Consider the following 22,495-nt stretch of genomic DNA (forward strand, 5'->3'; position numbering starts at 1 on the left):
GGAGCTCTCGGCGCTTCCCCTAGAAATCGACCGTCATGGAAAGCCACAGCGTCCGCGGCATGCCGCTGATGACATAACCGGTCGGATTGCCGATCCAGTAATGCTTATCGAACAGATTGGTCAGCGACGCCCGGAACGTGGTCGGACGCCCCGCGAGGTTCGTCGCGTAGCGCGCACCGATATCGAAGGTCGTCCAGGATGGGACGCTTTGGGTGTTGTCGGCACTGACATAGGCCCGGCTGGTGTAGATGGCGCGCGCCGTCGCGGTGAGGCCGGGCACGAAGGGCGTATCCCATTCGACGCCGAGATTGCCCTGCAAGTTGGGCGCGCCGATCGCGCGATTGCCGTCGTAGAGATGGCCTTGCGTTTGAGTGAGCCGGGCATCCAGCCAGGTCACGCCGCCAAGCACACGGACGCCGGGCGCGACCTCGCCAAAGGTATTGAGCTCGATGCCACGATTCCTCTGCTGGCCGTCGAGGCTGTAGATCTTGGTGATGGGATCGATCACACCGCTCGGTTGGCTGATCTGGAACGCGGCGAGGCTCGCACCGAAGCCGCCGAGATCGAGCTTTGTGCCGACCTCGGCTTGCCGCGTCTTGAACGGCGCGAACACCGCATTGGTGTTCACCGCGCCGGAGGGCGGCGTCGGTCCAGGCGTCAGGCCCTCGATGTAGTTGGCATAAAGCGAGAGCTGCTTGATCGGCCTCACCACCAGCGCAATCGAAGGCGACGTCGCGCTGTCGTCGTAGTGGGTCGTTTCCAGGCCACTGACCGGACTGAAGCTGTTCGCGATCACCTGTTGCTGGCGCGCGCCCACGATCACTTGCAGCATGCCGCCCATGGTCGTGATGGTGTCGGCAACGCCAACGCTGCGGAGCCCGAGGAAGCCGGACTTGCCTTCGGCAAAGGTCGACACCGGCGCGCCGGGGGTCGCGAGCACTACCGGCGTGTAGATGTTGGTGAGGTAGGTCGCGTAGTTGGTCTGACCAAGCCAATCCGTGCGGTCTTGCGCGCTGCCGCTGACCACGACCTCGTGACCGACAGGGCCGGTGTCGAAACGCGCGCGGACGCCCGCTTCACCCGAGATGCCCTCCGACTTGCCGGTCTGGAATCGCGACGCGCCCAGGGCATCGCCCGCCGTGTTGAGAAGCGTCGCGCCCGGATCTTCCCGCTTGTCGTAGCGGAATTGGTTGGCGCCAACAGCGCCGAACACGGTGACGTTGTTGCTGAGATCGTATTCGGCCCGGGTCAGGCCGGTCAGGCTCTGCGAGCGCGCATAGTCGAATGGCTGCGCGAGGTTGATGCGCGGATCGGGAGCGCTCGGCATGGCGATGCCAGGCATCGGCGTGTAGCCGCGCTGCGCCGCCTTCATCCAGTCGTCCTGCGAGATGATGTCCGCGGACCAGCGAAAGCGTTCGCCATGATAATCGACGCCGAGCGAGCCCACGCCATTGCGGGTGGCCTGCCGATCGATGGAGGTGTTGCCGCCATCGATCCCGCCATTGAAACGCACGCCCCACTCCTTCTGCTCGCCATAGCGGCGGGCGAGGTCGAGCTCCGTTCCAAAGCGTCCATCCGAAATGTAGCCGGCGGTCAGGCGGGTGATGTCTTCCGACGCGCGCTTGGTTACGACATTGACGGTGCCGCCGATGCTGCCTTGCGGGGCCATGCCGTTGAGGAAGGCGGCCGGCCCCTTGAGCAGCTCGATGCGCTCGATCGGAGCCGGGTTGACACGATAGGCCGGAACGAGGCCGTAGAGTCCGTTCAGCGCGATTTCGCTGTTCTCGACCCGGAAGCCACGGATGGTCAACGCATCATAACGATTGCTGCTGCCGATCGCTGCCCGTACCGACGGGTCGGAGTTCGTCAGCACTTCGGCAACGCTGGTCGCCTGCTGATCGCGGATCGTCTTCTCCGTGTAGCTCGTCAGGCTGTACGGCGTGTCCATATAGTCCTTGTTGCCGAGCAGACCGAGTTGCCCGCCCCGCGCAACCTGTCCACCAATATAGGGCACCGGCAACGCCGCCCGCAGCGCGCCGGCCGTCGGCGTGGCTGCGGATGTTTGTACGTGCTCACGCCTGTTCGCCTGCTGTGACGCCGACGAGCGCACCGAGCGCGACGATGACGGCCTCCGAGTCGCCGTGGCGCGATGCTGTGGCGCGGCGACGACGACCGGCGGCAACGGCGCCGCGCTGCTTGCAGGTTGCTGTTCCGGCGATTGCGCGAGCGAAGGAACCGCAGTCAGGAGCAGCGACGCGCACGCGAGTCGGACTGCGCACGGAACGTTTGAGGTGACGAGCATAAAGTCCCCGGAGTCTTTTTCTTGGTTTCGTCTCGAACATCGAGAGAAGTTCGAGCGCGACCACCGGGGCATAAGCATCACGCGCCGTGACGCCAACTAGAACGCATCTAAGGGAATGGGGATGAAGTCAGTCGCGCGAGGCGACATCGATGCGCGAGACTCAGCGCTTTTGCTGTTCGTTCGCCGGCGCTGCGCCTACGCAGCTTGATTTCGGCAGCCAACTTCAAGTTTAGAGAGATTCTTGATGCGATCGCCATCGCGATCGGAGAGATACGTACGCGGTCGCGGTGAATTGTCGCAGAGCGCTGATCAAAAAAGAACGGCCAGCAGATTCGCCGGCTTGCGTCCCCTCGCCCATCAGGGCGAAGGGATCCGCGGCAACGGCGATCAGACGCCGGCCATCATCACGTATTTGATCTCGACATACTCATCCATGCCGTGACGCGAGCCTTCGCGGCCGAGGCCGGATTCCTTGACGCCGCCGAACGGCGCGACCTCGGTCGTGATCAGGCCGGAGTTGACGCCGACCATGCCCGACTCCAGCGCTTCGGCGACACGCCAGACGCGGCCGATGTCGCGCGAATAGAAGTAGGAGGCGAGGCCGAATGGCGAGGCGTTGCACATCGCGATCACGTCGGCCTCGTCCTTGAAGCGGATCACCGGCGCGAGCGGGCCGAAGGTTTCCTCCTGAGCCACCAGCGCATCCGGCCGCACATCCGACAGCACGGTCGGCTCGAAGAAGCTGCGACCAAGCGCCGAGCGCTTGCCGCCGGTCACGATCTTGGCGCCGCCCTTCACGGCGTCGGCAATGTGCCGCTCGACCTTTTCGATCGCCTTCATGTTGATCAGCGGTCCCTGGGTCACGCCTTGCTCGGTGCCGTCGCCGATCTTCATCTCGGCGACCTTCTTCGAGAGCTTCTGCACGAACTGATCGTAGATCTTATCCTGCGCATAGAGGCGGTTGGCGCAGACGCAGGTCTGGCCCATGTTCCGGTACTTGGAGACGATAGCGCCTTCGACCGCGGCGTCGATGTCGGCATCGTCGAACACCACGAAGGGCGCGTTGCCGCCGAGCTCGAGGCCGAGCTTCTTCACGCCGACCGATGCTTGCCGATAGAGGATCTTGCCGACATTGGTCGAACCCGTGAAGCCGACGAACCGCACCGCCGGATGCTCGCACAGCACCTGGCCGATCGGCGGCGCATCGCCCGTGATGATGTTGAGCACGCCCTTCGGCACGCCGGCCTTTTCGGCCAGCACTGCCAGCGCGAGCGCGGACAGTGGCGTCTCGTTGGCGGGCTTCAGCACCACGGTGCAGCCGGCGGCCAGTGCCGGCGATACTTTGCGGGTGATCATCGAGTTCGGGAAATTCCACGGCGTGATGGCGCCGCAGACGCCGATCGGCTGCCGGATCGCGAGCAGGCGCGCATCCGGACGCTGAGTGGGGATCGTCTCGCCATAGACGCGGCGCGCCTCTTCCGCGAAGAACTCGACATAGGCGGCGCCGATATCGACCTCGCCGAGCGCTTCCGCCAGCGGCTTGCCCTGCTCGGAGGTCAGGATCAGCGCGAGGTCCTCGCGATTGGCGATGATCAGATCGAACCATTTGCGCAGGATGTTGGAACGCTGCTTGGCGGTCAGCTTTGCCCAGGCCGGAAACGCGCGCTGCGCGGCCTCGACGGCCCTGGTTGCATCATCGGCGCCCAGCTGCGCGATCTTGATCAGCTCCACGCCGGTCGCCGGATTGTTGACGGCGAATTCGGGCGTGCCGACCCAGGCGCCATCGATATAGCTGCGGTCGCGCAGCAGCGACGGGTCCTTCAGGCGGCTTTCGAGGGACGATGCTGCGGATTGCGTAGCGCGTGCGGCAACGGGCGGGGTCATGGCGTTACTCCTGGAATTTCTTTGGGAGGGTATTCGCCGCCTATATAAGCGGAAAGCCGCCGCGATGCACCGGCGGCGGACGCGACCCTGCTTCAAGCAATACTGAGGGCTGGCGAACGAACTTTCTTCATGCGCCGGCGCGCGTCCGCGCTCAGACCGCCCCGCCCGACATGTAGGCTTCACGACGGCCGATCATGCGCTCGGCCGCTGCCTTGGCATCCGCCTTGGTCGAGGTCGCGCAGGTCCGGTATTCGAGGTCGGCCTGCGCCCGCGCATCGCGGCGGCCGAACCAGGACTTGGTGCCGGTCTGCAGCAGCGCCAGGGCCTGGGCGACATTGTCGACTGCCTCGAACGAGTGCAGCGCGCCGGTACCCGCGTAGCGGACTTCGTAGAGACCTGGGCTGATCGGCGCCTCGATATTCTCGCCGCGGCCCGGCCGCGGATAGCGCTTCCATTCACTCCATGTCGAAATCATTGCTGCGTCCCCGCAAGGCGCGAAATGACGAATCTTTTCGTCAAATCCAGCCTAATTCGCCGCACCTTTTGTGCAGCGATCTGAATGCGTTAATGCAAAAAAACAGGTACGAAAATCAATCTGCCGATCACGTTACCGTGGCCACCCTCCGGGGTCATCCGGGCTTGCGCGGAGTCCACCGCAAAATCTGCGCGCGTGGTGAACACCCGCTGGGCCAGGCCATTCCTGCGCTGCCCGCCTTCACGACATCGCGACACATCATCTCCGCGCGGGCGCCTTGCGGGAGCGGACAAGCGGGAGGATGATCCCGCCCACTTCAAAACAATAAACCCCACCGGAGGACGCCCCCAATGCAGAGCAAGGCTCAGATCGATCAGGTATTGCGGCAGAAGAGCGAGGCAAAGGAGATTCCCGGCGTGGTCGCGGTCGCGGCCACCGGCAAGGACGTGATCTATGAAGGCGCGTTCGGCAAGCGCGATCTCTCCAAGAGCGATCCGATGACGGCGGACAGCGTGTTCTGGATCGCCTCGATGACAAAAGCGGTGACGTCAGCCGGCGCAATGCAGCTGGTCGAGCAGGGCAAGCTGTCGCTCGATGAGCCGATCGGCAAGCTGTTGCCCGATCTCGCCGCGGTCAAGGTGCTCGACGGCTTCGACGCCAAGGGCGAGCCGCAACTGCGCCCGGCGAAAAAGCCGATCACGCTGCGCCAGCTGATGACCCACACCGCCGGCTTCGCCTACGACATGTGGGACGTCAACCTCGGCAAATATCTGGAAAAGACCGGCACGCCCGGCATCATCACCTGCCTCAATGCCGCGCTGAAGACGCCGATTATGACCGACCCCGGCACGCGCTGGGAATACGGCACCAATATCGATTTCGTCGGCAAGGCGGTGGAAGCCGCATCCGGCAAGAAGCTCGATGCCTATCTGCGCGACAACATGTTCGCGCCGCTCGGCATGAGCGACACCGCCTTCAAGATCTCCGACAACATGCGCAAGCGGCTGGTCGGCATGCATGCGCGCGGCGAGGACGGCACGCTGGCCGCGATCCCGTTCGAGCTCGAGCAGAACCCTGAATTCCACATGGGTGGCGGCGGCCTGTATTCGACCGCGGCCGACTACCTCAAGTTCTGCCAGATGATCCTCAACAAGGGCAAAGGCAACGGCAACCAGGTGCTGAAGGCCGAGACCGTCGCGACGATGGGGCAGAACCACATCGGCGAGCTCACCGTCGAGAAGATGCCGACGGCAGCACCGATGTACACCAACGACGTCGATCTCTATCCCGACATCGTCAAGAAGTGGGGACTGAGCTTCCTGATCAACACCGCCAAGACGCCGGAAGGCCGCAGCGCCGGCAGCCTCGCCTGGGCGGGCCTCGCCAACACCTATTACTGGATCGATCCGGCGCGCGACGTCTGCGGCGTGATCCTGACCCAGCTGCTGCCGTTCGCCGACAAGCACAGCCTGGAAGCCTTCGCGGGCTTCGAGAAGGGCATCTATGCCGGGCTCGACGCCGGCAGCGGACAGCGGGCGGCGTAAGGTTCCAGTCAAGCAAGGAAAATCCCTCCCCTCACGGGGAGGGATTTTTCATACCCGCCATAGGTCGGGCCTGTCCGATCGGCGCCAAACGACTAAGATCGCGCAAAAAAGTGCGACGACACGAACACGACCACGAGGAGGACGATCTTGGCACCCACACCTGAGGCAGACAGCTATGTCTGCGGCATTTCCGATACGCCGCTGCTCGGCGAAACCATCGGCCGCAGCCTCGACTGCGCACGCGCGCGCTGGGGCGACCGCGAGGCGCTGGTGTCGCCCAGCCACAATGTGCGCTGGACCTGGAACGATTTCGCCGAGCGGGTCGAGGCGGTGGCAGCAGGCTTCCTCGCACTCGGGCTGCAACGCGGCGAGCGGATCGGCATCTGGTCGCTGAACCGGCCGGAATGGACGCTGACGCAATTCGCCGCCGCAAAAGCCGGACTGATCCTCGTCACCATCAACCCGGCGTATCGCCTGAGCGAGCTCGAATTCGCGCTGCGCAAGGTCGGCTGCGCCGCGATCGTGACCGCGACCGCGTTCAAGACCTCGGCCTATATGGAGATGATCAACACGCTGCTACCGGAGCTTGCGAGTTCGGAGCCCGGCCAATTGCGATCGGCGCGGCTACCGCAATTGCGCGCCGTGATCCAGATCGGCGGACCGGCAGCGCCGGGCACGATACCATTCGAGCAGGTCGCGCAGATGGGCGGCGAGCGCCACCGCGAGCAGCTTGCGGCGCTCGGCGACAGCCTGCAATTCGACGATCCCGTCAATATTCAATTCACCAGCGGCACCACCGGCTCGCCCAAGGGCGTGACGCTGACCCATCACAACATCCTCAACAACGGCTATTTCACTGGCCGCGCAATGCGCCTGACCGAGCAGGACCGCATCTGCATTCCGGTGCCGCTCTATCACTGCTTCGGCATGGTGATGGGCAACCTCGCTTCGGTCACGCTCGGCACCACGATGGTCTATCCCGGCGAGGGTTTTGATCCCTTGGCGACGCTGACCACGGTCGCGCAGGAGAAATGCACGACGCTGTATGGCGTGCCGACCATGTTCATCGCCGAGCTCGACCATCCGGAATTTTCCCGCTTCGACCTGTCGTCGCTGCGCACCGGCATCATGGCCGGCGCGCCCTGCCCGATCGAGGTGATGAAGCGCGTCAACACCGAGATGAACATGCGCGAGGTGACGATCGCCTACGGCATGACTGAGACCAGTCCGGTGAGCTTCCAGAGCGCGACCGACGATCCGCTGGAGCGCCGTGTCTCCACCGTCGGCCGCATCCATCCGCATGTCGAGGTCAAGGTGGTCGATCTCGACGGCAAGGTGGTGCCGCGCGGCGAACGCGGCGAGCTCTGCACCCGCGGCTACAGCATCATGCTCGGCTATTGGGACGAGAAGGAAAAGACATCAGACGTGCTCGACGCCAATGGCTGGATGCACACCGGCGATCTCGCCGTGATCGACGACGGAGGCTATTGCAACATCGTCGGCCGCATCAAGGACATGGTGATCCGCGGCGGCGAGAACCTGTATCCCCGCGAGATCGAGGAATTCCTCTATCGTCATCCGAAGATCCAGGACGTCCAGATCTTCGGCGTTGCCGACAGCCGTTATGGCGAAGAGCTGTGCGCCTGGGTCAGGGTCAGGCAGGGCGAGACGCTGACCGCAGACGAGGTGCGCGCGTTCTGCCAGGGCCAGATCGCCCACAACAAGATCCCGCGCTATGTCGAGTTCGTCGACGAATTCCCGATGACGGTGACAGGGAAAATCCAGAAGTTCGTGATGCGCGACGCGGTGGAGAAGCGGCTGGGATTGAAGGCGGCGAAGACGGCGTGATGCTTCCCCCCTCTCCCCGTCCTTCACGGGGAGAGGGTTGGGGTGAGGGGCTGCCTCCGCAAAAAAGATTGAGCTGAGTACGCGGAGACTCCCCCTCACCCGGATCGCATCTGGCGATGCGATCCGGCCTCTCCCCGCAAGCGGGGCGAGGCAGGAAGAGCCTTAAACCAACAGCCCCTTTTGCTTCGCCAGATCCTTCAGCGACACCAGCGGCCGGGCGCCGATGTGCTGGATCACTTCGGCGGCAGCGAGCGCGCCGAGGCGGCCGGCATTCTCGTGGCCGACATTGCGCACCAGGCCGACCAGGAAGCCGGCGGCGAACAAATCGCCGGCGCCGGTGGTGTCGACCAGCTTGTCGATCGGCGAGGCCGGCGCCGATGTGACGTCATTCCCCGAGATCACGACGCAGCCTTTCTCGCTGCGGGTGACGACGCCGAGCTTGGTGTCCTTGCCGTACTGCTTCAGCGCGGTGTCGAAATCGGAGGTCTGGTACAGCGAGTGCAGCTCGGACTCGTTGGCGAACACGAGGTCGACAATGCCCTTGCGCATCAGATCGAGGAATTCGTCGCGGTAGCGATCGACGCAGAACGAGTCCGACAGCGTCAGCGCGACCTGGCGGCCCGCGCCGTGCGCGATCGTGGCCGCCTTCACGAAGGCGTCCTTGGCGTTCTTCGGATCCCAGAGATAGCCCTCGAGATAGATGATGCTGGCGGCGGCGATCTGGGCCGGATCGATATCGTCGGGGGTCAGGTCCTGCGCGGCGCCGAGATAGGTGTTCATGGTGCGCTCGCCGTCCGGCGTCACCAGGATGTAGCAGCAGCCGGTGGCCGGGCCGGCCTTGGCCGGTGCGGTGTCGAAGCTCACGCCGGCGGCGCGGATGTCGTGGACGTAAAGCTTGCCGATCTGGTCGTCCTTGACCTTGCCGACATAGGCGGCACGGGCGCCGAGATTGCCGACGCCGACGATGGTGTTCGCGGCCGAGCCGCCCGACACCTTGGTCGCCACGCCCATGTCGCTATAGATCGCGCTGGCACGCGCCTCGTCGATCAGCTGCATCGAGCCCTTGGTCATGCCGTGACGGCCGAGGAATCCCTCGTCGGTCTGCACCAGCATGTCGAAGATCGCGTTTCCGATCCCGAGAACGTCATATTTTGCGTCAGCCATAGACCTGCCCTGTGTTAACGCCACCCAACAAGAGCCGCGACCTATCACGTTAGGCCTTGGGGCAGCAAGGGAAGCTCTACGTTCCGTCATCCTGAGGAGCGCGGAACGCGCGTCTCGAAGGATATACGGCCCCGACTATGGCCGATTCATCCTTCGAGGCTCGCTGCGCTCGCACCTCAGGATGACGGGTTTAGTAGAGCGGGCGCTGGCAGCAAGGCACGCTACTGCTATACAGACCCGATGTTCCGCTCCTTCCTCACCGTCTCCTCGGGAACGCTGGCCTCGCGACTCCTCGGTTTCGTGCGCGATTCCGTGATCGCGGCGCTGCTTGGCGCCGGACCGGTGGCGGATGCTTTTCTGGCGGCATTCCAGCTTGTGAATGTTGTACGACGGCTCTTGTCCGAGGGCGGGCTGAATGCGGCCCTGGTGCCGGCCTGGCTCAGGGTTCGCGACGGCGATGGCGAAGCGGCGGCGCGGGCGTTTGCCGGCCGCGTGCTCGGCACCGTCAGTGCCGCCGTGATCGCGGCCGCGCTCGTGATCGGCTTCGCGATGCCGCTGGTGATCGCCGCAATCGCGCCGGGCTTCGTCGGCCGCGAGACACTGCAACTCGCCGTCGACAACGCAAGACTGATGCTGCCGTATCTGGCCTTCGCCGGTCCGGTCACCGTGATGATGGCGCTGCTCAACGCGCAGGGACGCTTCACGTTGACCGCGTTCTCGCCGCTGCTGTTCAACATCGCGCTGATCGCGGTGATGGCCGTGCTGCTGGCGCGGCAACAGGAGCCGGTGCAGGCCGCGCTGGTGATGGCGGCGACGATCGGCGTCGCCGGCTTCCTGCAACTGTCGATGCTGGCGCTGCGCGGCGCAAAACTCGCGGCGCCGCTGCGCATCTCCTTCGATCCCGAGATGCGCGGCTTTCTCGGCCGCGCGGTCCCCGGCATGGTCGCGAGCAGCGCGCCACAATGGCTGATGGTGGCGGGCGCGGTGATCGCATCGACCTCGCCGTCGGCGGTGTCCTGGCTCTATTTCGCCAACCGCCTGCTCGAGCTGCCGCTCGGCATCGTCGGTGTCGCGATGGGCACCGTGCTGATCCCGGAGATGACGCGCGCGGTGCGCAGCGGCGAACACATCGCAATCGCGCATGCGGAATCGCGCGGGCTTGAGCTCGCGGTCGGGCTGGCGCTACCGGCCACGCTCGGCCTGATGGTGCTGAGCGGGCCGATCGTGCGGATGCTGTTCGAGCACGGCGCGTTCACCGCGGAGGATTCCGCGGCCACCGCGCAGGCCCTGATCTGGCTGACGCTGGCGCTACCGGCGCATGTGCTGGTGAAGGCGCTGTCGCCGGCATTCTTTGCGCGCGAGGACACGATGACGCCGCTGTTGGCGACGCTGAAGGCCATCGTGGTGGCGATCGCGGCGGCCTTCCTGCTCGGCCATATCTTCGGCGCCAGTGGCATTGCCGCCGGCATTGCGCTCGGCGCCTGGAGCAATGCGCTGGCGCTGATCCGCAAGGGCGCCGCGACCTTCGGCTTTTCGATCGATCCCGACGCGCGCCGCCGGCTGCCCCGCATCCTGGCTGCGGCGCTCGCGATGGGAGCCCTGCTCTGGCTCGCAGAGGGCGCCCTCCCCACGGCAGCACACGGTTTGGTGCAGGCGGCCTCCCTGCTCGTGCTGATCGCGGCCGGCATCGCCGGTTACGGGCTCCTGTTGCAGCTTTTCGGCGTCACCGGCTGGCGCGAGGCGGTTAACGCCGTCAGGCAAAGACGCGCCGCCTGACTTGCGCACGCGGGGCTTAAGTGGCAAACGAGCCCGCAAAAGCGGCCATTTCCGGGAATTAGACCATGGCGTTCGTTGAACGGGTTTTCTCAGGCGTCCAGCCGACGGGCAATTTGCACCTCGGCAACTACCTCGGCGCCATCGTCAACTTCGTGAAGATGCAGCAGACCCATAACTGCATCTATTGCGTCGTCGACATGCACGCGATCACGCAGGGCGTCGACGTCTGGGGCGGCCCAGCCGAGCTCGCGCGCAACACCCGCGAGGTGACCGCGGCCTTCATCGCCGCCGGCATCGATCCAAGGAAACACATCGTGTTCAATCAGAGCCAGGTTGCCGGCCATGCCGAGCTGACCTGGATCTTCAACTGCGTGGCCCGCGTCGGCTGGCTCAGCCGGATGACCCAGTTCAAGGAGAAGGCGGGCAAGGACCGCGAGAACGCCTCGGTCGGTCTCTACGACTATCCAGTGCTGATGGCGGCCGACATCCTGCTGTACCGCGCCACCCACGTGCCGGTCGGCGAGGACCAGAAGCAGCATCTGGAGCTGTCGCGCGACATCGCGCAGAAGTTCAACAACGACTTCGGCGATTCGATCCGCGCCCACGGCTTCAATGAAGGCCTCTATTTTCCGCAGCCGGAGCCGTTCATCACGGGCCCGGCGACGCGGGTGATGAGCCTGCGCGACGGCACCAAGAAGATGTCGAAGTCGGATGCGTCAGACAATTCGCGCATCAACCTCACCGACGACGCCGAGACCATCGCGCAGAAGATTCGCAAGGCGAAGACCGATCCGGAGCCGCTGCCGTCGGAGGAGAAAGGCCTGGAGCCCCGCCCCGAAGCCGACAATCTGGTCGGCATCTACGCGGCGCTCGCCGACATCTCCAAGCAGGAGGTGCTCAACCAGTTCGGTGGCGGGCAGTTCTCCAGCTTCAAGAACGCGCTGGTCGAGCTGTGCGTTGCGAAACTGGCGCCGATCGCCGGTGAGATGAAGCGGCTGGTTGCCGATCCCGGTCATGTCGACGCGATCCTGGCCGACGGCGCCGATCGTGCGCGGGTCATCGCCGACGAGACCATGCGCATGACCAAGGACATCGTCGGCTTCATCTGCCCGCGCTGATACCACCGGCAGACCTGCGCGCTCCCTCTCCCCAACGGGGAGGGAGTATGGCAGCATGGGTCTCGTTTGAGCATGATCTTTTCGGAACGCCGCTGCACACTTTTCCGGATCATGCTTGTTGGTTCAGCACCGGGACATGCATGACCACCCAGCGACGCAGCTACGAGACAGGTCACAAGCCGAAATGCCTCGTCATCGTTGACGACACCGCGGAATGGGACCGCGCGGTCTATTACGCCAGCCGGTGGGCGATCCGGGTCGGCGGCGGCGTTTTGATGCTGCGGGTGATCGAGACCGAGGACCAGAACCAGCAGTGGCTGGGGGTCGCCGACATCATGCGGGCGGAGGCCGAGGAAGCCGCCAATGAGGCGCTCGACCGCGCCGCCGGCCGCGCCAACGGGATTGCCGCGATCACCCCGGAGCGGGTGATTCGCGAGGGCGACCCGACCGAGCAGATCCTCGACGTGATCGACAAGGACGTCGACATTGCGATGCTGGTGCTGGCCGCCAATCCGGGCGCCGAGGGGCCCGGGCCGATCATCACCACCATGGCCAAGACCATGGGCGCGTTCCCGATCCCGGTGACCATCGTGCCGGGCGGCCTGACCGATGCCGAGATCGACGCCCTGTCTTAAGCGGTTATTCGGCCCCGAACCCGCTTCCGGGCATGGGTAACGGCCTGGAACCGCGGTTTTGCGGCTTGATCGCGGGCTTTTTAGTTGCCATTTGATGGGGGAACCCAACGCGCCGGCCTTGAACCGGCGACGCCGGAGACAGCAAATGTTCATTCAGACCGAAGCCACACCGAATCCCGCCACCCTGAAATTCATTCCGGGCCGCCTGGTGCTCGACACCGGCACCATGGAATTCTCCTCGGCCGAATCCGCCGCCCGCTCGCCGCTCGCCGAACGGCTGTTCGCCGTATCCGGCGTCACCGGCGTGTTCTACGGCGCCGACTTCATCACCGTGACCAAAGCAGACGGCGACTGGCAGCACCTCAAGCCCGCGATCCTCGGCGCGATCATGGAGCACTACATGTCGGGCGCGCCGCTGCTCGCCGACGGCACCGCCGGCAGCGATGATGCGCGCGACGAGGAAGACGAGTTCTTCGACGAGGCCGACGCCGAGACGGTCGAGCAGATCAAGGATCTGATCGAGACCCGGGTGCGCCCGGCGGTCGCCAATGACGGCGGCGACATCACCTTCCGCGGCTTCAAGGACGGCATCGTCTATCTCAACATGAAGGGCTCCTGCGCCGGCTGCCCGTCATCGACCGCAACCCTGCAACACGGCATCCAGAACCTGCTCCGGCACTTCGTCCCCGACGTGCAGGAAGTCCGGCCGATGTAATGGGAGGCGAATGGTGAAGTGCGAATGGCGCTTTGATCTACTGTTCGCTGCTCCCTATTCACTGTTCGCCCTCCCATGATGATTCTCGCCATCGATACGGCTCTCGACGCCTGCTCCGCGGCGGTGCTCGACACCACCTCGGGCAATACCATCGCCATTGAATCGATGGCGATGCAGCGCGGCCATGCCGAGGCGCTGATGCCGCTGATCGCTCGGGTGATGAAAGAGAGCGGCATCGGCTTTGCCGGGCTCGATCGCATCGCCGTCACCACCGGCCCCGGCAGTTTCACAGGTCTCCGCGTCGGCCTCTCGGCGGCGCGCGGCTTGGCGCTGTCCGCGGCGAAGCCGGTGGTTGGACTATCGACGCTCGCCGCCTACGCCGCGCCCGTGGTCGCCGAGAATCGCGAACATGCCGTCCTGTCGGCGATCGATGCGCGGCACGACCACGTCTATTTCCAGCTGGTCGGCGGCGACGGCAGCTTGATGCTCAAGCCGAAGGTGGCGCCGATCGCGGAGGCGCTCGAAGCCTCTCAATTCGGCGCGCTGCATCTGGTCGGCAACGCCGCCAACATCCTCGCCGAACGCTGGCCCGCCGATGCCGCACCGCCGGTCAAGGTCGACAGGCAGCCCGCGCCTGACATTACCTGGGTCGCCTGGGTCGGCGCGGCCATCGATCCCGAGAGCGCGCCGCCGCGGCCATTCTATCTGCGCGCGCCCGACGCCAAGCCGCCGAAGGATCGCCTCGTCATCAGCGCGCCGCCGTCGACATGATCGAATTTCTGTCACGATGGTGGGGCGGCGCTGCGCCCGCGATCGAGCCGGCATCGCTGCGCGATGCGGCGCGGCTCGCGCAATTGCACGGCGCGTCGTTTCATCGCGGCTGGGGCGAGGGCGAATTCGAGGCGATGCTGACCGAGCGCAACACGCTGGTGCACCGGCTGCGCCAGGGCCGCAGGGTGATCGGCTTTGCCGTCTCGCGAATGGCCGCGGACGAAGCCGAAATCCTGTCGATTGCGATCGATTCCAATCAGCGCGGGCGCGGCCTGTCGCGCGACCTGCTCTTGACCCATCTTGGCCACCTTGCCGGCCGCGGCATCCGCACCATCTTCCTCGAGGTGGAAGAGAACAATCAACCGGCGCGACGGCTGTATGAAAGGGCCGGATTCGGCGTGATCGGCCGCCGCGAACGCTACTACAAGCAGCCCGGTGGGGAACATTTGAACGCGCTTCTGATGCGGCGCGACTTGTCGTAACATCGCCGCGATGGCAGAACAGCGCCCTGCTCTGTCCCTCAAGGCTCTTGACCCATGACGACGGTGAAAATCACGCCTGCGCAAAAGAATACCGGCATCGAGGCGCGCTGCGCCGCGACCGGCATGCGCATGACCGAACAGCGCCGCGTGATCGCGCGGGTGCTCGCGGAGGCCATGGATCATCCCGACGTCGAGGAGCTGTACCGCCGCTGCGTCGCGGTCGACGACAAGATCTCGATCTCGACCGTCTACCGCACCGTCAAGCTGTTCGAGGATGCTGGGATCATCGAGCGCCACGACTTCCGCGAGGGCCGCGCGCGCTACGAGCAGATGCCCGAGAGCCATCACGACCATCTGATCAATCTGCGCGACGGCAAGGTGATCGAATTCACCTCCGAGGAGATCGAGAAGCTGCAGGCCGAGATCGCGCGCAAGCTCGGCTACAAGCTGGTCGATCACCGTCTCGAGCTGTACTGCGTCCCACTCGACGACGACAGCAAGTCGTAGGCACGTGCCACGTCTCGCCACACCATGAGTTTCGAACTCGTCATTTTCGATTGCGACGGCGTGCTTGTCGACAGCGAGGTGATCTCCTGTCGCGCGCATGCGGACACGCTGACGCGGCACGGTTTTCCGATCACACCCGACGGTGTGCTGAAGCGCTTCCTCGGCGTGTCCGACCGCGAGGCGCGACGGATCGTGGAGAGCGAGATCGGCCGCGCACTGCCCGACACGTTCGAGGCCGAGGTCAAGCACGCGACGCTGAGCTTCTATAAAGACGATCTCAACGCCATCGCGCATGTCGGCGACGCCATCGCCGCACTCGGCTTGCCGAAATGCGTGGCCTCCAGCGGCACACCGGAAAAGATCCATCACGGCCTGACCTGTGCCGGGCTCTACGACCAGCTCGCGCCGCATATTTTCTCCGCCACCCAGGTCAAGCGCGGCAAGCCGGCGCCCGATCTCTTCCTGTTCGCGGCCGAACAGATGGGCGCGAGCCCTTCGCGCTGCGTCGTGATCGAGGACAGCGTGGCCGGCGTCACCGGCGCCCGCGCCGCCGGGATGACCGTGCTCGGCTTCTACGGCGGCAGCCATTGCACGGCGGAACACGAGGACATGCTGCGCCAGGCCGGCGCGGCCATTACCTTCGCCGATATGCGCCAATTGCCCGATTTGATCGCCCAAGCGGGCCAAAAACACGGCTCGATCGCTGGATTTTCGGCGGTTTAGGCTATATTTGAGCCTCGGCGCCCTGATGGCGCCGTTTCCTTTTCGTACCCAGGGTTCCATGACGACGCCGCGCAAGCTGCACATCAAGTCCTATGGCTGCCAGATGAATGTCTACGATGCGCAACGCATGGTCGACACGCTGGCCGGCGAGGGCTTTGTCGAGACCGCGAGCGCCGAAGACGCCGACCTCGTGATCCTCAACACCTGCCACATCCGCGAGAAGGCATCGGAGAAGGTCTATTCCGAACTCGGCCGGCTCCGGGCCGCCAAGGATGAGGCCGCGCGGGCGGGCCGCGAGATGAAGATCGCGGTCGCCGGCTGCGTCGCGCAGGCCGAGGGCGCCGAGATCATCCAGCGGGCGCCGACCGTCGACATCGTGGTCGGGCCGCAGAGCTACCATCATCTGCCGGAGTTGTTGAAGCGCGCCAAGGAAAACGGCCGCGCACTGGAAACGGAATTCCCGGTCGAAGACAAGTTCGGCTTCCTGCCGCAGCCGAAGCCGGATGCGATCCGCGCCCGCGGCATCTCCGCCTTCGTCACCGTGCAGGAAGGTTGCGACAAGTTCTGCACCTTCTGCGTGGTGCCCTATACGCGCGGCGCGGAAGTGTCGCGTCCGGTTGCGAAAATCATCGATGATGTGAAGCAGCTCGCCGACAACGGCGTGCGCGAATTCACGCTGATCGGACAGAACGTCAACGCCTATCACGGCGAAGGCCCCGACGGCCGCATCTGGTCGCTCGGCAAATTGTTGCAGCGGCTTGCCGAAATTCCCGGCGTTATCCGGCTGCGTTATTCCACCAGCCATCCGCGCGATGTGGATGACGATCTGATCGCGGCGCATCGCGATCTGCCCGGACTGATGCCGTTCGTCCACCTGCCGGTGCAGTCGGGGTCAGACCGGATCCTTGCCGCCATGAACCGCAAGCATACCGCCGATGACTACCGGCGCGTCATCGACCGATTCCGTGCTGCGCGGCAAGATATTGCTTTTTCATCAGATTTTATCGTGGGCTTCCCGGGGGAGAGCGAGGAAGAATTTTCCGCTACTCTCGCGCTTGTCATGCAAATCGGGTACGCTGCGGCATATTCGTTCAAGTATTCGCCACGGCCAGGTACGCCGGCGGCGGAGATGCGGGAGACGGTGTCAGCAGCCGAGATGGACGAGCGCTTGGGGCGGCTTCAGGAACTGATCGACAGCCAGCAATCGGCCTTCAACCGGGCTGCGATTGGCACAACGGTCGATGTGCTGTTCGAGCGCGCCGCGCGCAATCCGGGCCAGATCGTCGGCCGCACCGCCTATCTGCAGCCTGCCCATGTGATGGCATCGCCTGACATTATCGGCCAGGTCCGCTCCGTGCGGATCGACAGCCTCGAGCGCTACAGCCTGATCGGCGAGCTTGCGACGCCGGCAGCGCCGCGCCTCATTTCGCAGACCATTGGAGCCTGAAATCCTTGCCAAAAAGCGCATCGGATTCGTCTTCGCTTGCTCCCAGCCGCAAACCTGACCGCGACATGCAAATGCCACCTGAGACCCGGCCTCCTGAAACTCAGGTCGTCATCGATTTCGACGACAACCGTGCCGCATCCGCGCTGGTCGGCCCCTACGGACAGAATCTGGCGCTGATCGAGCGGCGGCTTGGTGTCGTGGTCGATTCCCGCGGCAATCATCTCACCATCGCGGGCTCCCGCGACGGCTGCGACGCGGCGCGGCGCGTGCTCGAAACACTCTATGCGCAGGCCGTCGAAGGGCAAGACCTCGATCAGGGCGAAGTCGAAGGCGCGATCCGCGCCGTGATCGCGCAGGGTTCGCTGTTCGAATTCGACAACAAGACCGCCAAGACCACGTTCGAAACGATCAATCTGCGCAAGCGCCCGGTGCGCGCCCGCACCGCGGCGCAGGATTCCTACATCCGCGCGCTGAAGCGGCACGAGCTGGTGTTCGGCATCGGTCCGGCCGGTACCGGCAAGACCTGGCTCGCGGTCGCCCATGCGGCGCAGCTGTTCGAGCGCAAGGAAGTCGATCGCATCATCCTGACGCGGCCCGCGGTCGAGGCCGGCGAACGGCTCGGCTTCCTGCCCGGCGACCTCAAGGAGAAGGTCGATCCGTATCTGCGCCCGATCTATGACGCGCTGTACGACCTGATGGACGCCCGCGTCGTCGAGCGCGCGCTGCAAGGCAACGAGATCGAGATCGCGCCGCTCGCCTTCATGCGCGGACGCACCTTGACCAACGCCGCCATCATCCTCGACGAGGCGCAGAATACCACGACGATGCAGATGAAGATGTTCCTGACGCGTCTCGGCGAGAACAGCCGGATGATCGTCACCGGAGACCCGTCGCAGGTCGACCTGCCGCATGGCCAGGCCTCGGGGCTCACGGAAGCCGTGAAGCTGCTCGACGGCGTCGAAGGCATCGCGCAGGTGCATTTCAAGGCCGAGGACGTCATCCGCCATGAATTGGTGGCGCGCATCGTGGCCGCCTATGAGGGATTGCCGCAAAAGCCGGCAAACGCCAGATCTTGAGCCCAATAGCTTCGGCCGCGAGCCCGCGCGATGCGGGGTCCGGCCATAACGCAGATTTTGAAACGAAAGTGTCTGCTTTTCCTGCAACCGAGGTTCTCGTCACCGCCGAATGCTGGCAGGCCGAGCCCCATGCCGACGCGGTGATTCACCGCGCCATCGAGGCTGCCTCCGAAATCGCCGACGCCGATGTCGCCGGCGCCGAGCTTGCGGTGATGCTGACCGACGATTCCGGCATCCGCACCCTGAACGCCAACTGGCGCAGCATCGACAAGCCGACCAACGTGCTGTCGTTTCCCGCGCTGCAGCCGGAAGGCGCCGTCGGCCCCGACGATGCCCCGCGCATGCTCGGCGATATCGCGATCGCCTATGAGACGACACGGCGGGAAGCCGATGAGGAACAGAAACCGTTCGACCATCATTTGAGCCATCTCGCGGTGCATGGCTTCCTGCATCTGATCGGTTACGACCACGAGAACGACGACGATGCCGAGGACATGGAGGCGCTCGAGCGCGAGATCCTGTCCTCCCTCGGCATTCCCGACCCCTATGCGGATCGGACCGCCTGACATGCCGGATTCCGAACCAACCCATGACAATCCGCGCAACGTGAGCAACCTGCCCGCGGTGGTGCACGAAGGCGAGGTGCAGCGCCCTGCCGCCGAGGGCTGGCTGGTGCGCGCGATCCGCACCCTGTTCGGCTGGAAGGCCGGCTCGGTGCGCGACGATCTGCAGGTGGTGCTCGACGCCTCGACGCCCGACGATGTCGGCTTCTCGGCGATCGAGCGCACCATGCTGCGCAACATCCTGTCGCTGAACGAGCGACGGATCGCCGACGTGATGGTGCACCGCGCCGACATCGTCGCGGTCAAGCGCGACATTCCGCTCGGCGAATTGATGAGCCTGTTCGAGAGCGCGGCGCATTCGCGGCTCGTCGTCTACAACGAGACCCTCGACGACCCCGAGGGCATGGTGCACATCCGCGACCTGCTCGCCTTCATGACCGCGAAGGCGCGCGTCACCGAGGCGACCAAGACCAAGCGCAAGAAGCCGTTCCCGGCCGGGCTCGACCTGCGCAGCGTCGACCTCGCGCTGCCGCTGGCGGACGCCAACATCATCCGCAAGCTGCTCTACATCCCGCCGTCGATGCGCGCGATCGACCTGCTGGCGCAGATGCAGGCCTCGCGCATCCATCTCGCGCTGGTGGTCGACGAATATGGCGGCACCGACGGGCTGGTGTCGATCGAGGACATCGTCGAGCAGATCGTCGGTGAGATCGACGACGAGCACGATTCCGACGAGCCGCCATCGATCGTTCGCCAACCGGACAACTCCTTCATCGCCGACGCGCGCGCCGGCCTCGACGATGTCCGATCGGTGATCGGCGAGGATTTCGTGACCGGCGAGGCCGGCGAAGAGGTCGAGACGCTCGGCGGCTATCTGGTGTCGTTCGTCGGCCGCCTGCCGGTGCGCGGCGAGGTGATCTCGGGGCCCGGCAATTACGAGGTCGAGGTGCTCGACGCCGATCCGCGGCGGGTCAAGCGCGTGCGCATCACGACGCGCAAGGAGCGGCCGGCGCCGCGCAAGGAGCGCGAACGGCGCCGCGAGCAGACCCCGGACTCCGGAAACCCACAGGCGAATGACAATCTGCCGCCGCCCGGCGAGGGAGCCGGACCGCAGTGAGGCTCTCCGACAGGCTCCGATCGATCGGCCTTGCGGTCATCCTGACCTGGGGATGGAAGCGTGCCGCGCTCGCGCTCGCCGCCGGTGCGCTGTCTTCGCTGGCGATGGCGCCGTTCAACGCCTGGCCGGTGCTGTTCTTGAGCTTTTCCATCGCGGTCTGGCTGATCGACGGCAGCGCCGCCGGACGCGGGCGCGGCCTGCCCGCTGCGGCGCTGTCCGGCTTCTGGTTCGGCCTCGGCTATTTCGTGCCGGGACTGTACTGGATCGGCTATGCCTTCTTCGTCGATGCCGACACGTTTGCCTGGCTGACCCCATTCGCGGTGCTCGGCCTGCCGGCCTATCTCGCGCTGTTCACCGCCTTCGGCTTCGCGCTGGCGCGGCTGATCTGGCCGCGGGACGCCTCGCGCGTGCTGGCGCTCGCGATCAGCCTGACGATTTCGGAATGGCTGCGCGGCCATCTGCTGAGCGGCTTCCCGTGGAATGCGTTCGGCTATGCGCTGACCGAACCACTGGCGCTGGCACAAACTGCATCATTGATCGGGCTGTGGGGCATGACGTTCCTGGCCGTTGCGATCTTCGCAAGCCCCGCCGTGCTGATCGACGGCGCCTCGCGCGGCCGCAAACCGTGGCGCGCGCCGGTGGCCGCGGTGCTGGTTCTCGCCGCGATGCTGGCGTTCGGCACCGTCCGGCTCGCGCAGACGCCGACTACGATGGTCGACGGCGTCAAGCTTCGCATCATGCAGCCCGATCTGCAGCAGGACGCCAAGTTCAACTATTCCGCCAAGGCGGCGGTGATGCAGAAATATCTCACCCTGTCGGATCGTGCGTCCGGGCCGCACTCCACCGGCGTGAGCGACTCCACCATCCTGATCTGGCCGGAATCCGCGTTTCCGTTCTTCCTGACCAAGGAAGCCGACGCGATGGCGCAGATCGCCGACCTGTTGCCGAAGGGAACCGTGCTGATCACCGGTTCGGTGCGCGCGCCCGATCTGCCGCCCAATGTCCGCATCACGCGCGCCTATAATTCCATCTACGTCATCGACCACGACGGCAGCGTGCTCGCGGTGTACGACAAGCTGCATCTGGTCCCGTTCGGAGAGTATCTGCCGTTCCAGGACTGGATGGAGAAGATTGGCTTCGTGCAGCTCACCAAGGTGCAGGGCGGCTACATTCCCGGCACGATCCGCCGCACGCTGGCCATTCCCAATGCGCCGCGCGCACTGCCCCTGATCTGCTACGAGGCGATCTTCCCCGGCAATGTCGTGAGCCGCGACGATCGTCCCGGCTGGATCGTCAACGTCACCAACGACGGCTGGTTCGGGATCTCGACCGGCCCCTATCAGCATCTGCAACAGGCCCGGATGCGTTCGATCGAGGAAGGCCTGCCGCTGGTGCGTGCCGCCAATACGGGCATCTCGGCCATCATCGACCCGCTCGGCCGGATTGTCGCCCAACTCGGGCTCGGCCTCGAAGGCGTGCTCGATGCCGGCCTGCCGGCGGCCATCCCGCCGACGATCTATGCGCGTGTCGGGAATATCCCGGTCGCTGTAATTGTGTTGGTTGCCCTCGCAATCGTCTTGCGGAGGCGTTTTGTCAGGCGAAAAGCCTGACCGCTGCATATCGCCGGTTGTCGCGAACCCGAAAAAACGTCGAAATTTACCTCTGCGCGATTCCACCAGTTGACAGATCGACCGTGCGCTTCGCATTGTACGGGTCCACGCGAAATCACAAGCCAAGTCAGCCCCTTTGCGCAAATTGTCCGCATTTTGTCCCGATCCTCCTTGCAGGATTTGACGGCACCGGCGCCTGAGGCATACTCCCCTTCCAACTTGCCTCATCCACGGGCGCGCAATCCCCTAGGAGAGTTGGAGATGTCCACCAAAGCGCCCAATCCTGTTGACAAATATGTCGGCAGCCGCGTCCGCATGCGACGCATCATGCTCGGCATGAGTCAGGAAAAACTGGGCGAGGCATTAGGCCTGACGTTCCAGCAAGTGCAGAAATACGAGAAGGGCACCAATCGTGTCGGCGCCAGCCGGCTGCAGCAGATCTCCGAGATCCTGCAGGTGCCGGTCTCCTTCCTGTTCGATGGCGGCCCGAGCGGCGTCAAGACCGCCGACGGCTTCAGCGAGGGCTCTTCGCCAACCTATGTCTCTGATTTTCTGGCAACCGCCGAAGGCCTGGCCTTGACCCGCGCCTTCACGCGGATCGCCGACGCCAAGCTCCGCCGCAGCATCGTCGAGCTGGTCGAGCAGATCGCAGCGCGCGAGGCCGCCGAACAGGTCTGATTCGGCCCCATATCCGTTTGAGCGATCGTCAAATCTGGAATATGTCATTCCGGCGCGCGT

General features: G+C 65.0%; 20 protein-coding genes. 16 read left to right on the top strand and 4 right to left on the bottom strand.

Annotated elements, in window-relative coordinates; all coding sequences use genetic code 11:
* Nucleotides 1-19: 19 nt before the first annotated feature.
* From JQ616_RS25800 to JQ616_RS25810, 3 genes are all read right to left on the bottom strand, one after another.
* A complete protein-coding gene (locus tag JQ616_RS25800) occupies nucleotides 20-2,014 on the bottom strand; it encodes a TonB-dependent receptor (RefSeq protein ID WP_212019414.1) in 1,995 nt (664 codons plus the stop codon).
* Nucleotides 2,015-2,689: 675 nt separating this feature from the next.
* Nucleotides 2,690-4,186, bottom strand: a complete 1,497-nt coding sequence (locus tag JQ616_RS25805; RefSeq protein WP_212019416.1) for an NAD-dependent succinate-semialdehyde dehydrogenase — start codon at nucleotides 4,184-4,186, stop codon at nucleotides 2,690-2,692.
* Between the two features lie 151 nt (nucleotides 4,187-4,337).
* Nucleotides 4,338-4,661, bottom strand: coding sequence for a hypothetical protein (locus JQ616_RS25810; RefSeq protein WP_212019418.1), 324 nt, complete (start codon nucleotides 4,659-4,661; stop codon nucleotides 4,338-4,340).
* Between the two features lie 350 nt (nucleotides 4,662-5,011).
* Between JQ616_RS25810 and JQ616_RS25815 the strand changes: the two genes are divergently transcribed.
* Nucleotides 5,012-6,205 (top strand): serine hydrolase domain-containing protein, encoded by a 1,194-nt coding sequence (locus tag JQ616_RS25815; protein ID WP_212019420.1) that lies wholly within the window; start codon nucleotides 5,012-5,014, stop codon nucleotides 6,203-6,205.
* 147 nt (nucleotides 6,206-6,352) lie between these two features.
* Nucleotides 6,353-8,053, top strand: coding sequence for an AMP-binding protein (locus JQ616_RS25820; RefSeq protein WP_249137276.1), 1,701 nt, complete (start codon nucleotides 6,353-6,355; stop codon nucleotides 8,051-8,053).
* 162 nt (nucleotides 8,054-8,215) lie between these two features.
* Here JQ616_RS25820 and JQ616_RS25825 read toward each other — a convergent pair whose 3' ends face one another.
* Nucleotides 8,216-9,217: an adenosine kinase gene (locus JQ616_RS25825; RefSeq protein ID WP_212019422.1), complete on the bottom strand. Its 1,002-nt coding sequence runs from the start codon at nucleotides 9,215-9,217 to the stop codon at nucleotides 8,216-8,218.
* Between the two features lie 240 nt (nucleotides 9,218-9,457).
* Here JQ616_RS25825 and murJ point away from each other — a divergent pair, with 240 nt between their 5' ends.
* From murJ to JQ616_RS25895, 14 genes are all read left to right on the top strand, one after another.
* Nucleotides 9,458-10,993, top strand: a complete 1,536-nt coding sequence (gene murJ / locus JQ616_RS25830; RefSeq protein ID WP_212019424.1) for a murein biosynthesis integral membrane protein MurJ — start codon at nucleotides 9,458-9,460, stop codon at nucleotides 10,991-10,993.
* Nucleotides 10,994-11,058: 65 nt separating this feature from the next.
* The gene (gene trpS, locus JQ616_RS25835) at nucleotides 11,059-12,111 is read left to right on the top strand and encodes a tryptophan--tRNA ligase (RefSeq protein ID WP_212019426.1); all 1,053 of its coding nucleotides are present in this window, start codon (nucleotides 11,059-11,061) and stop codon (nucleotides 12,109-12,111) included.
* 140 nt (nucleotides 12,112-12,251) lie between these two features.
* Nucleotides 12,252-12,746: a universal stress protein gene (locus JQ616_RS25840; RefSeq protein ID WP_024584584.1), complete on the top strand. Its 495-nt coding sequence runs from the start codon at nucleotides 12,252-12,254 to the stop codon at nucleotides 12,744-12,746.
* Nucleotides 12,747-12,891: 145 nt separating this feature from the next.
* Nucleotides 12,892-13,461 carry a NifU family protein gene (locus JQ616_RS25845; protein ID WP_212019428.1) on the top strand — a complete coding sequence of 190 codons (570 nt, stop codon included), beginning with the start codon at nucleotides 12,892-12,894 and terminating at the stop codon, nucleotides 13,459-13,461.
* Nucleotides 13,462-13,536: 75 nt separating this feature from the next.
* Nucleotides 13,537-14,232 carry a tRNA (adenosine(37)-N6)-threonylcarbamoyltransferase complex dimerization subunit type 1 TsaB gene (gene tsaB, locus JQ616_RS25850; RefSeq protein ID WP_212019431.1) on the top strand — a complete coding sequence of 232 codons (696 nt, stop codon included), beginning with the start codon at nucleotides 13,537-13,539 and terminating at the stop codon, nucleotides 14,230-14,232.
* Nucleotides 14,229-14,714: a ribosomal protein S18-alanine N-acetyltransferase gene (gene rimI / locus JQ616_RS25855; RefSeq protein WP_212019433.1), complete on the top strand. Its 486-nt coding sequence runs from the start codon at nucleotides 14,229-14,231 to the stop codon at nucleotides 14,712-14,714. Before tsaB ends, rimI begins: the two co-directional genes overlap by 4 nt.
* A gap of 54 nt (nucleotides 14,715-14,768) precedes the next feature.
* A complete protein-coding gene (locus JQ616_RS25860) occupies nucleotides 14,769-15,221 on the top strand; it encodes a Fur family transcriptional regulator (RefSeq protein ID WP_212019435.1) in 453 nt (150 codons plus the stop codon).
* Nucleotides 15,222-15,245: 24 nt separating this feature from the next.
* The gene (locus JQ616_RS25865) at nucleotides 15,246-15,944 is read left to right on the top strand and encodes an HAD family hydrolase (RefSeq protein ID WP_212019437.1); all 699 of its coding nucleotides are present in this window, start codon (nucleotides 15,246-15,248) and stop codon (nucleotides 15,942-15,944) included.
* Between the two features lie 58 nt (nucleotides 15,945-16,002).
* The gene (miaB, locus tag JQ616_RS25870; protein ID WP_212019439.1) at nucleotides 16,003-17,391 is read left to right on the top strand and encodes a tRNA (N6-isopentenyl adenosine(37)-C2)-methylthiotransferase MiaB; all 1,389 of its coding nucleotides are present in this window, start codon (nucleotides 16,003-16,005) and stop codon (nucleotides 17,389-17,391) included.
* A gap of 5 nt (nucleotides 17,392-17,396) precedes the next feature.
* Nucleotides 17,397-18,467, top strand: coding sequence for a PhoH family protein (locus JQ616_RS25875; RefSeq protein WP_433996002.1), 1,071 nt, complete (start codon nucleotides 17,397-17,399; stop codon nucleotides 18,465-18,467).
* Nucleotides 18,468-18,535: 68 nt separating this feature from the next.
* The gene (gene ybeY / locus JQ616_RS25880; RefSeq protein WP_212019443.1) at nucleotides 18,536-19,033 is read left to right on the top strand and encodes an rRNA maturation RNase YbeY; all 498 of its coding nucleotides are present in this window, start codon (nucleotides 18,536-18,538) and stop codon (nucleotides 19,031-19,033) included.
* A gap of 1 nt (nucleotide 19,034) precedes the next feature.
* On the top strand, nucleotides 19,035-20,147 hold the full coding sequence (locus tag JQ616_RS25885; protein WP_212019445.1) for a hemolysin family protein: 1,113 nt from the start codon (nucleotides 19,035-19,037) through the stop codon (nucleotides 20,145-20,147).
* Nucleotides 20,144-21,757, top strand: coding sequence for an apolipoprotein N-acyltransferase (gene lnt, locus JQ616_RS25890; protein WP_212019447.1), 1,614 nt, complete (start codon nucleotides 20,144-20,146; stop codon nucleotides 21,755-21,757). The genes JQ616_RS25885 and lnt overlap by 4 nt, the downstream gene beginning before the upstream one ends.
* A 261-nt stretch (nucleotides 21,758-22,018) precedes the next feature.
* On the top strand, nucleotides 22,019-22,435 hold the full coding sequence (locus JQ616_RS25895) for a helix-turn-helix domain-containing protein (RefSeq protein ID WP_212019449.1): 417 nt from the start codon (nucleotides 22,019-22,021) through the stop codon (nucleotides 22,433-22,435).
* The last annotated feature ends 60 nt before the right edge of the window (nucleotides 22,436-22,495 follow it).

The sequence above is a fragment of the Bradyrhizobium tropiciagri genome (assembly GCF_018130545.1).
Classification (GTDB): domain Bacteria; phylum Pseudomonadota; class Alphaproteobacteria; order Rhizobiales; family Xanthobacteraceae; genus Bradyrhizobium; species Bradyrhizobium tropiciagri_A.

Coding starts and splice junctions, on each gene's coding strand:
- JQ616_RS25840 (WP_024584584.1), top strand. CDS start 12,252: ATGACCACCCAGCGACGCAGCTACGAGACAGGTCACAAGCCGAAATGC.
- JQ616_RS25815 (WP_212019420.1), top strand. CDS start 5,012: ATGCAGAGCAAGGCTCAGATCGATCAGGTATTGCGGCAGAAGAGCGAG.
- JQ616_RS25825 (WP_212019422.1), bottom strand. CDS start 9,217: ATGGCTGACGCAAAATATGACGTTCTCGGGATCGGAAACGCGATCTTC.
- JQ616_RS25895 (WP_212019449.1), top strand. CDS start 22,019: ATGTCCACCAAAGCGCCCAATCCTGTTGACAAATATGTCGGCAGCCGC.
- JQ616_RS25805 (WP_212019416.1), bottom strand. CDS start 4,186: ATGACCCCGCCCGTTGCCGCACGCGCTACGCAATCCGCAGCATCGTCC.
- rimI (WP_212019433.1), top strand. CDS start 14,229: ATGATCGAATTTCTGTCACGATGGTGGGGCGGCGCTGCGCCCGCGATC.
- miaB (WP_212019439.1), top strand. CDS start 16,003: ATGACGACGCCGCGCAAGCTGCACATCAAGTCCTATGGCTGCCAGATG.
- JQ616_RS25845 (WP_212019428.1), top strand. CDS start 12,892: ATGTTCATTCAGACCGAAGCCACACCGAATCCCGCCACCCTGAAATTC.
- JQ616_RS25810 (WP_212019418.1), bottom strand. CDS start 4,661: ATGATTTCGACATGGAGTGAATGGAAGCGCTATCCGCGGCCGGGCCGC.
- JQ616_RS25865 (WP_212019437.1), top strand. CDS start 15,246: ATGAGTTTCGAACTCGTCATTTTCGATTGCGACGGCGTGCTTGTCGAC.
- murJ (WP_212019424.1), top strand. CDS start 9,458: ATGTTCCGCTCCTTCCTCACCGTCTCCTCGGGAACGCTGGCCTCGCGA.
- JQ616_RS25860 (WP_212019435.1), top strand. CDS start 14,769: ATGACGACGGTGAAAATCACGCCTGCGCAAAAGAATACCGGCATCGAG.
- JQ616_RS25885 (WP_212019445.1), top strand. CDS start 19,035: ATGCCGGATTCCGAACCAACCCATGACAATCCGCGCAACGTGAGCAAC.
- tsaB (WP_212019431.1), top strand. CDS start 13,537: ATGATGATTCTCGCCATCGATACGGCTCTCGACGCCTGCTCCGCGGCG.
- trpS (WP_212019426.1), top strand. CDS start 11,059: ATGGCGTTCGTTGAACGGGTTTTCTCAGGCGTCCAGCCGACGGGCAAT.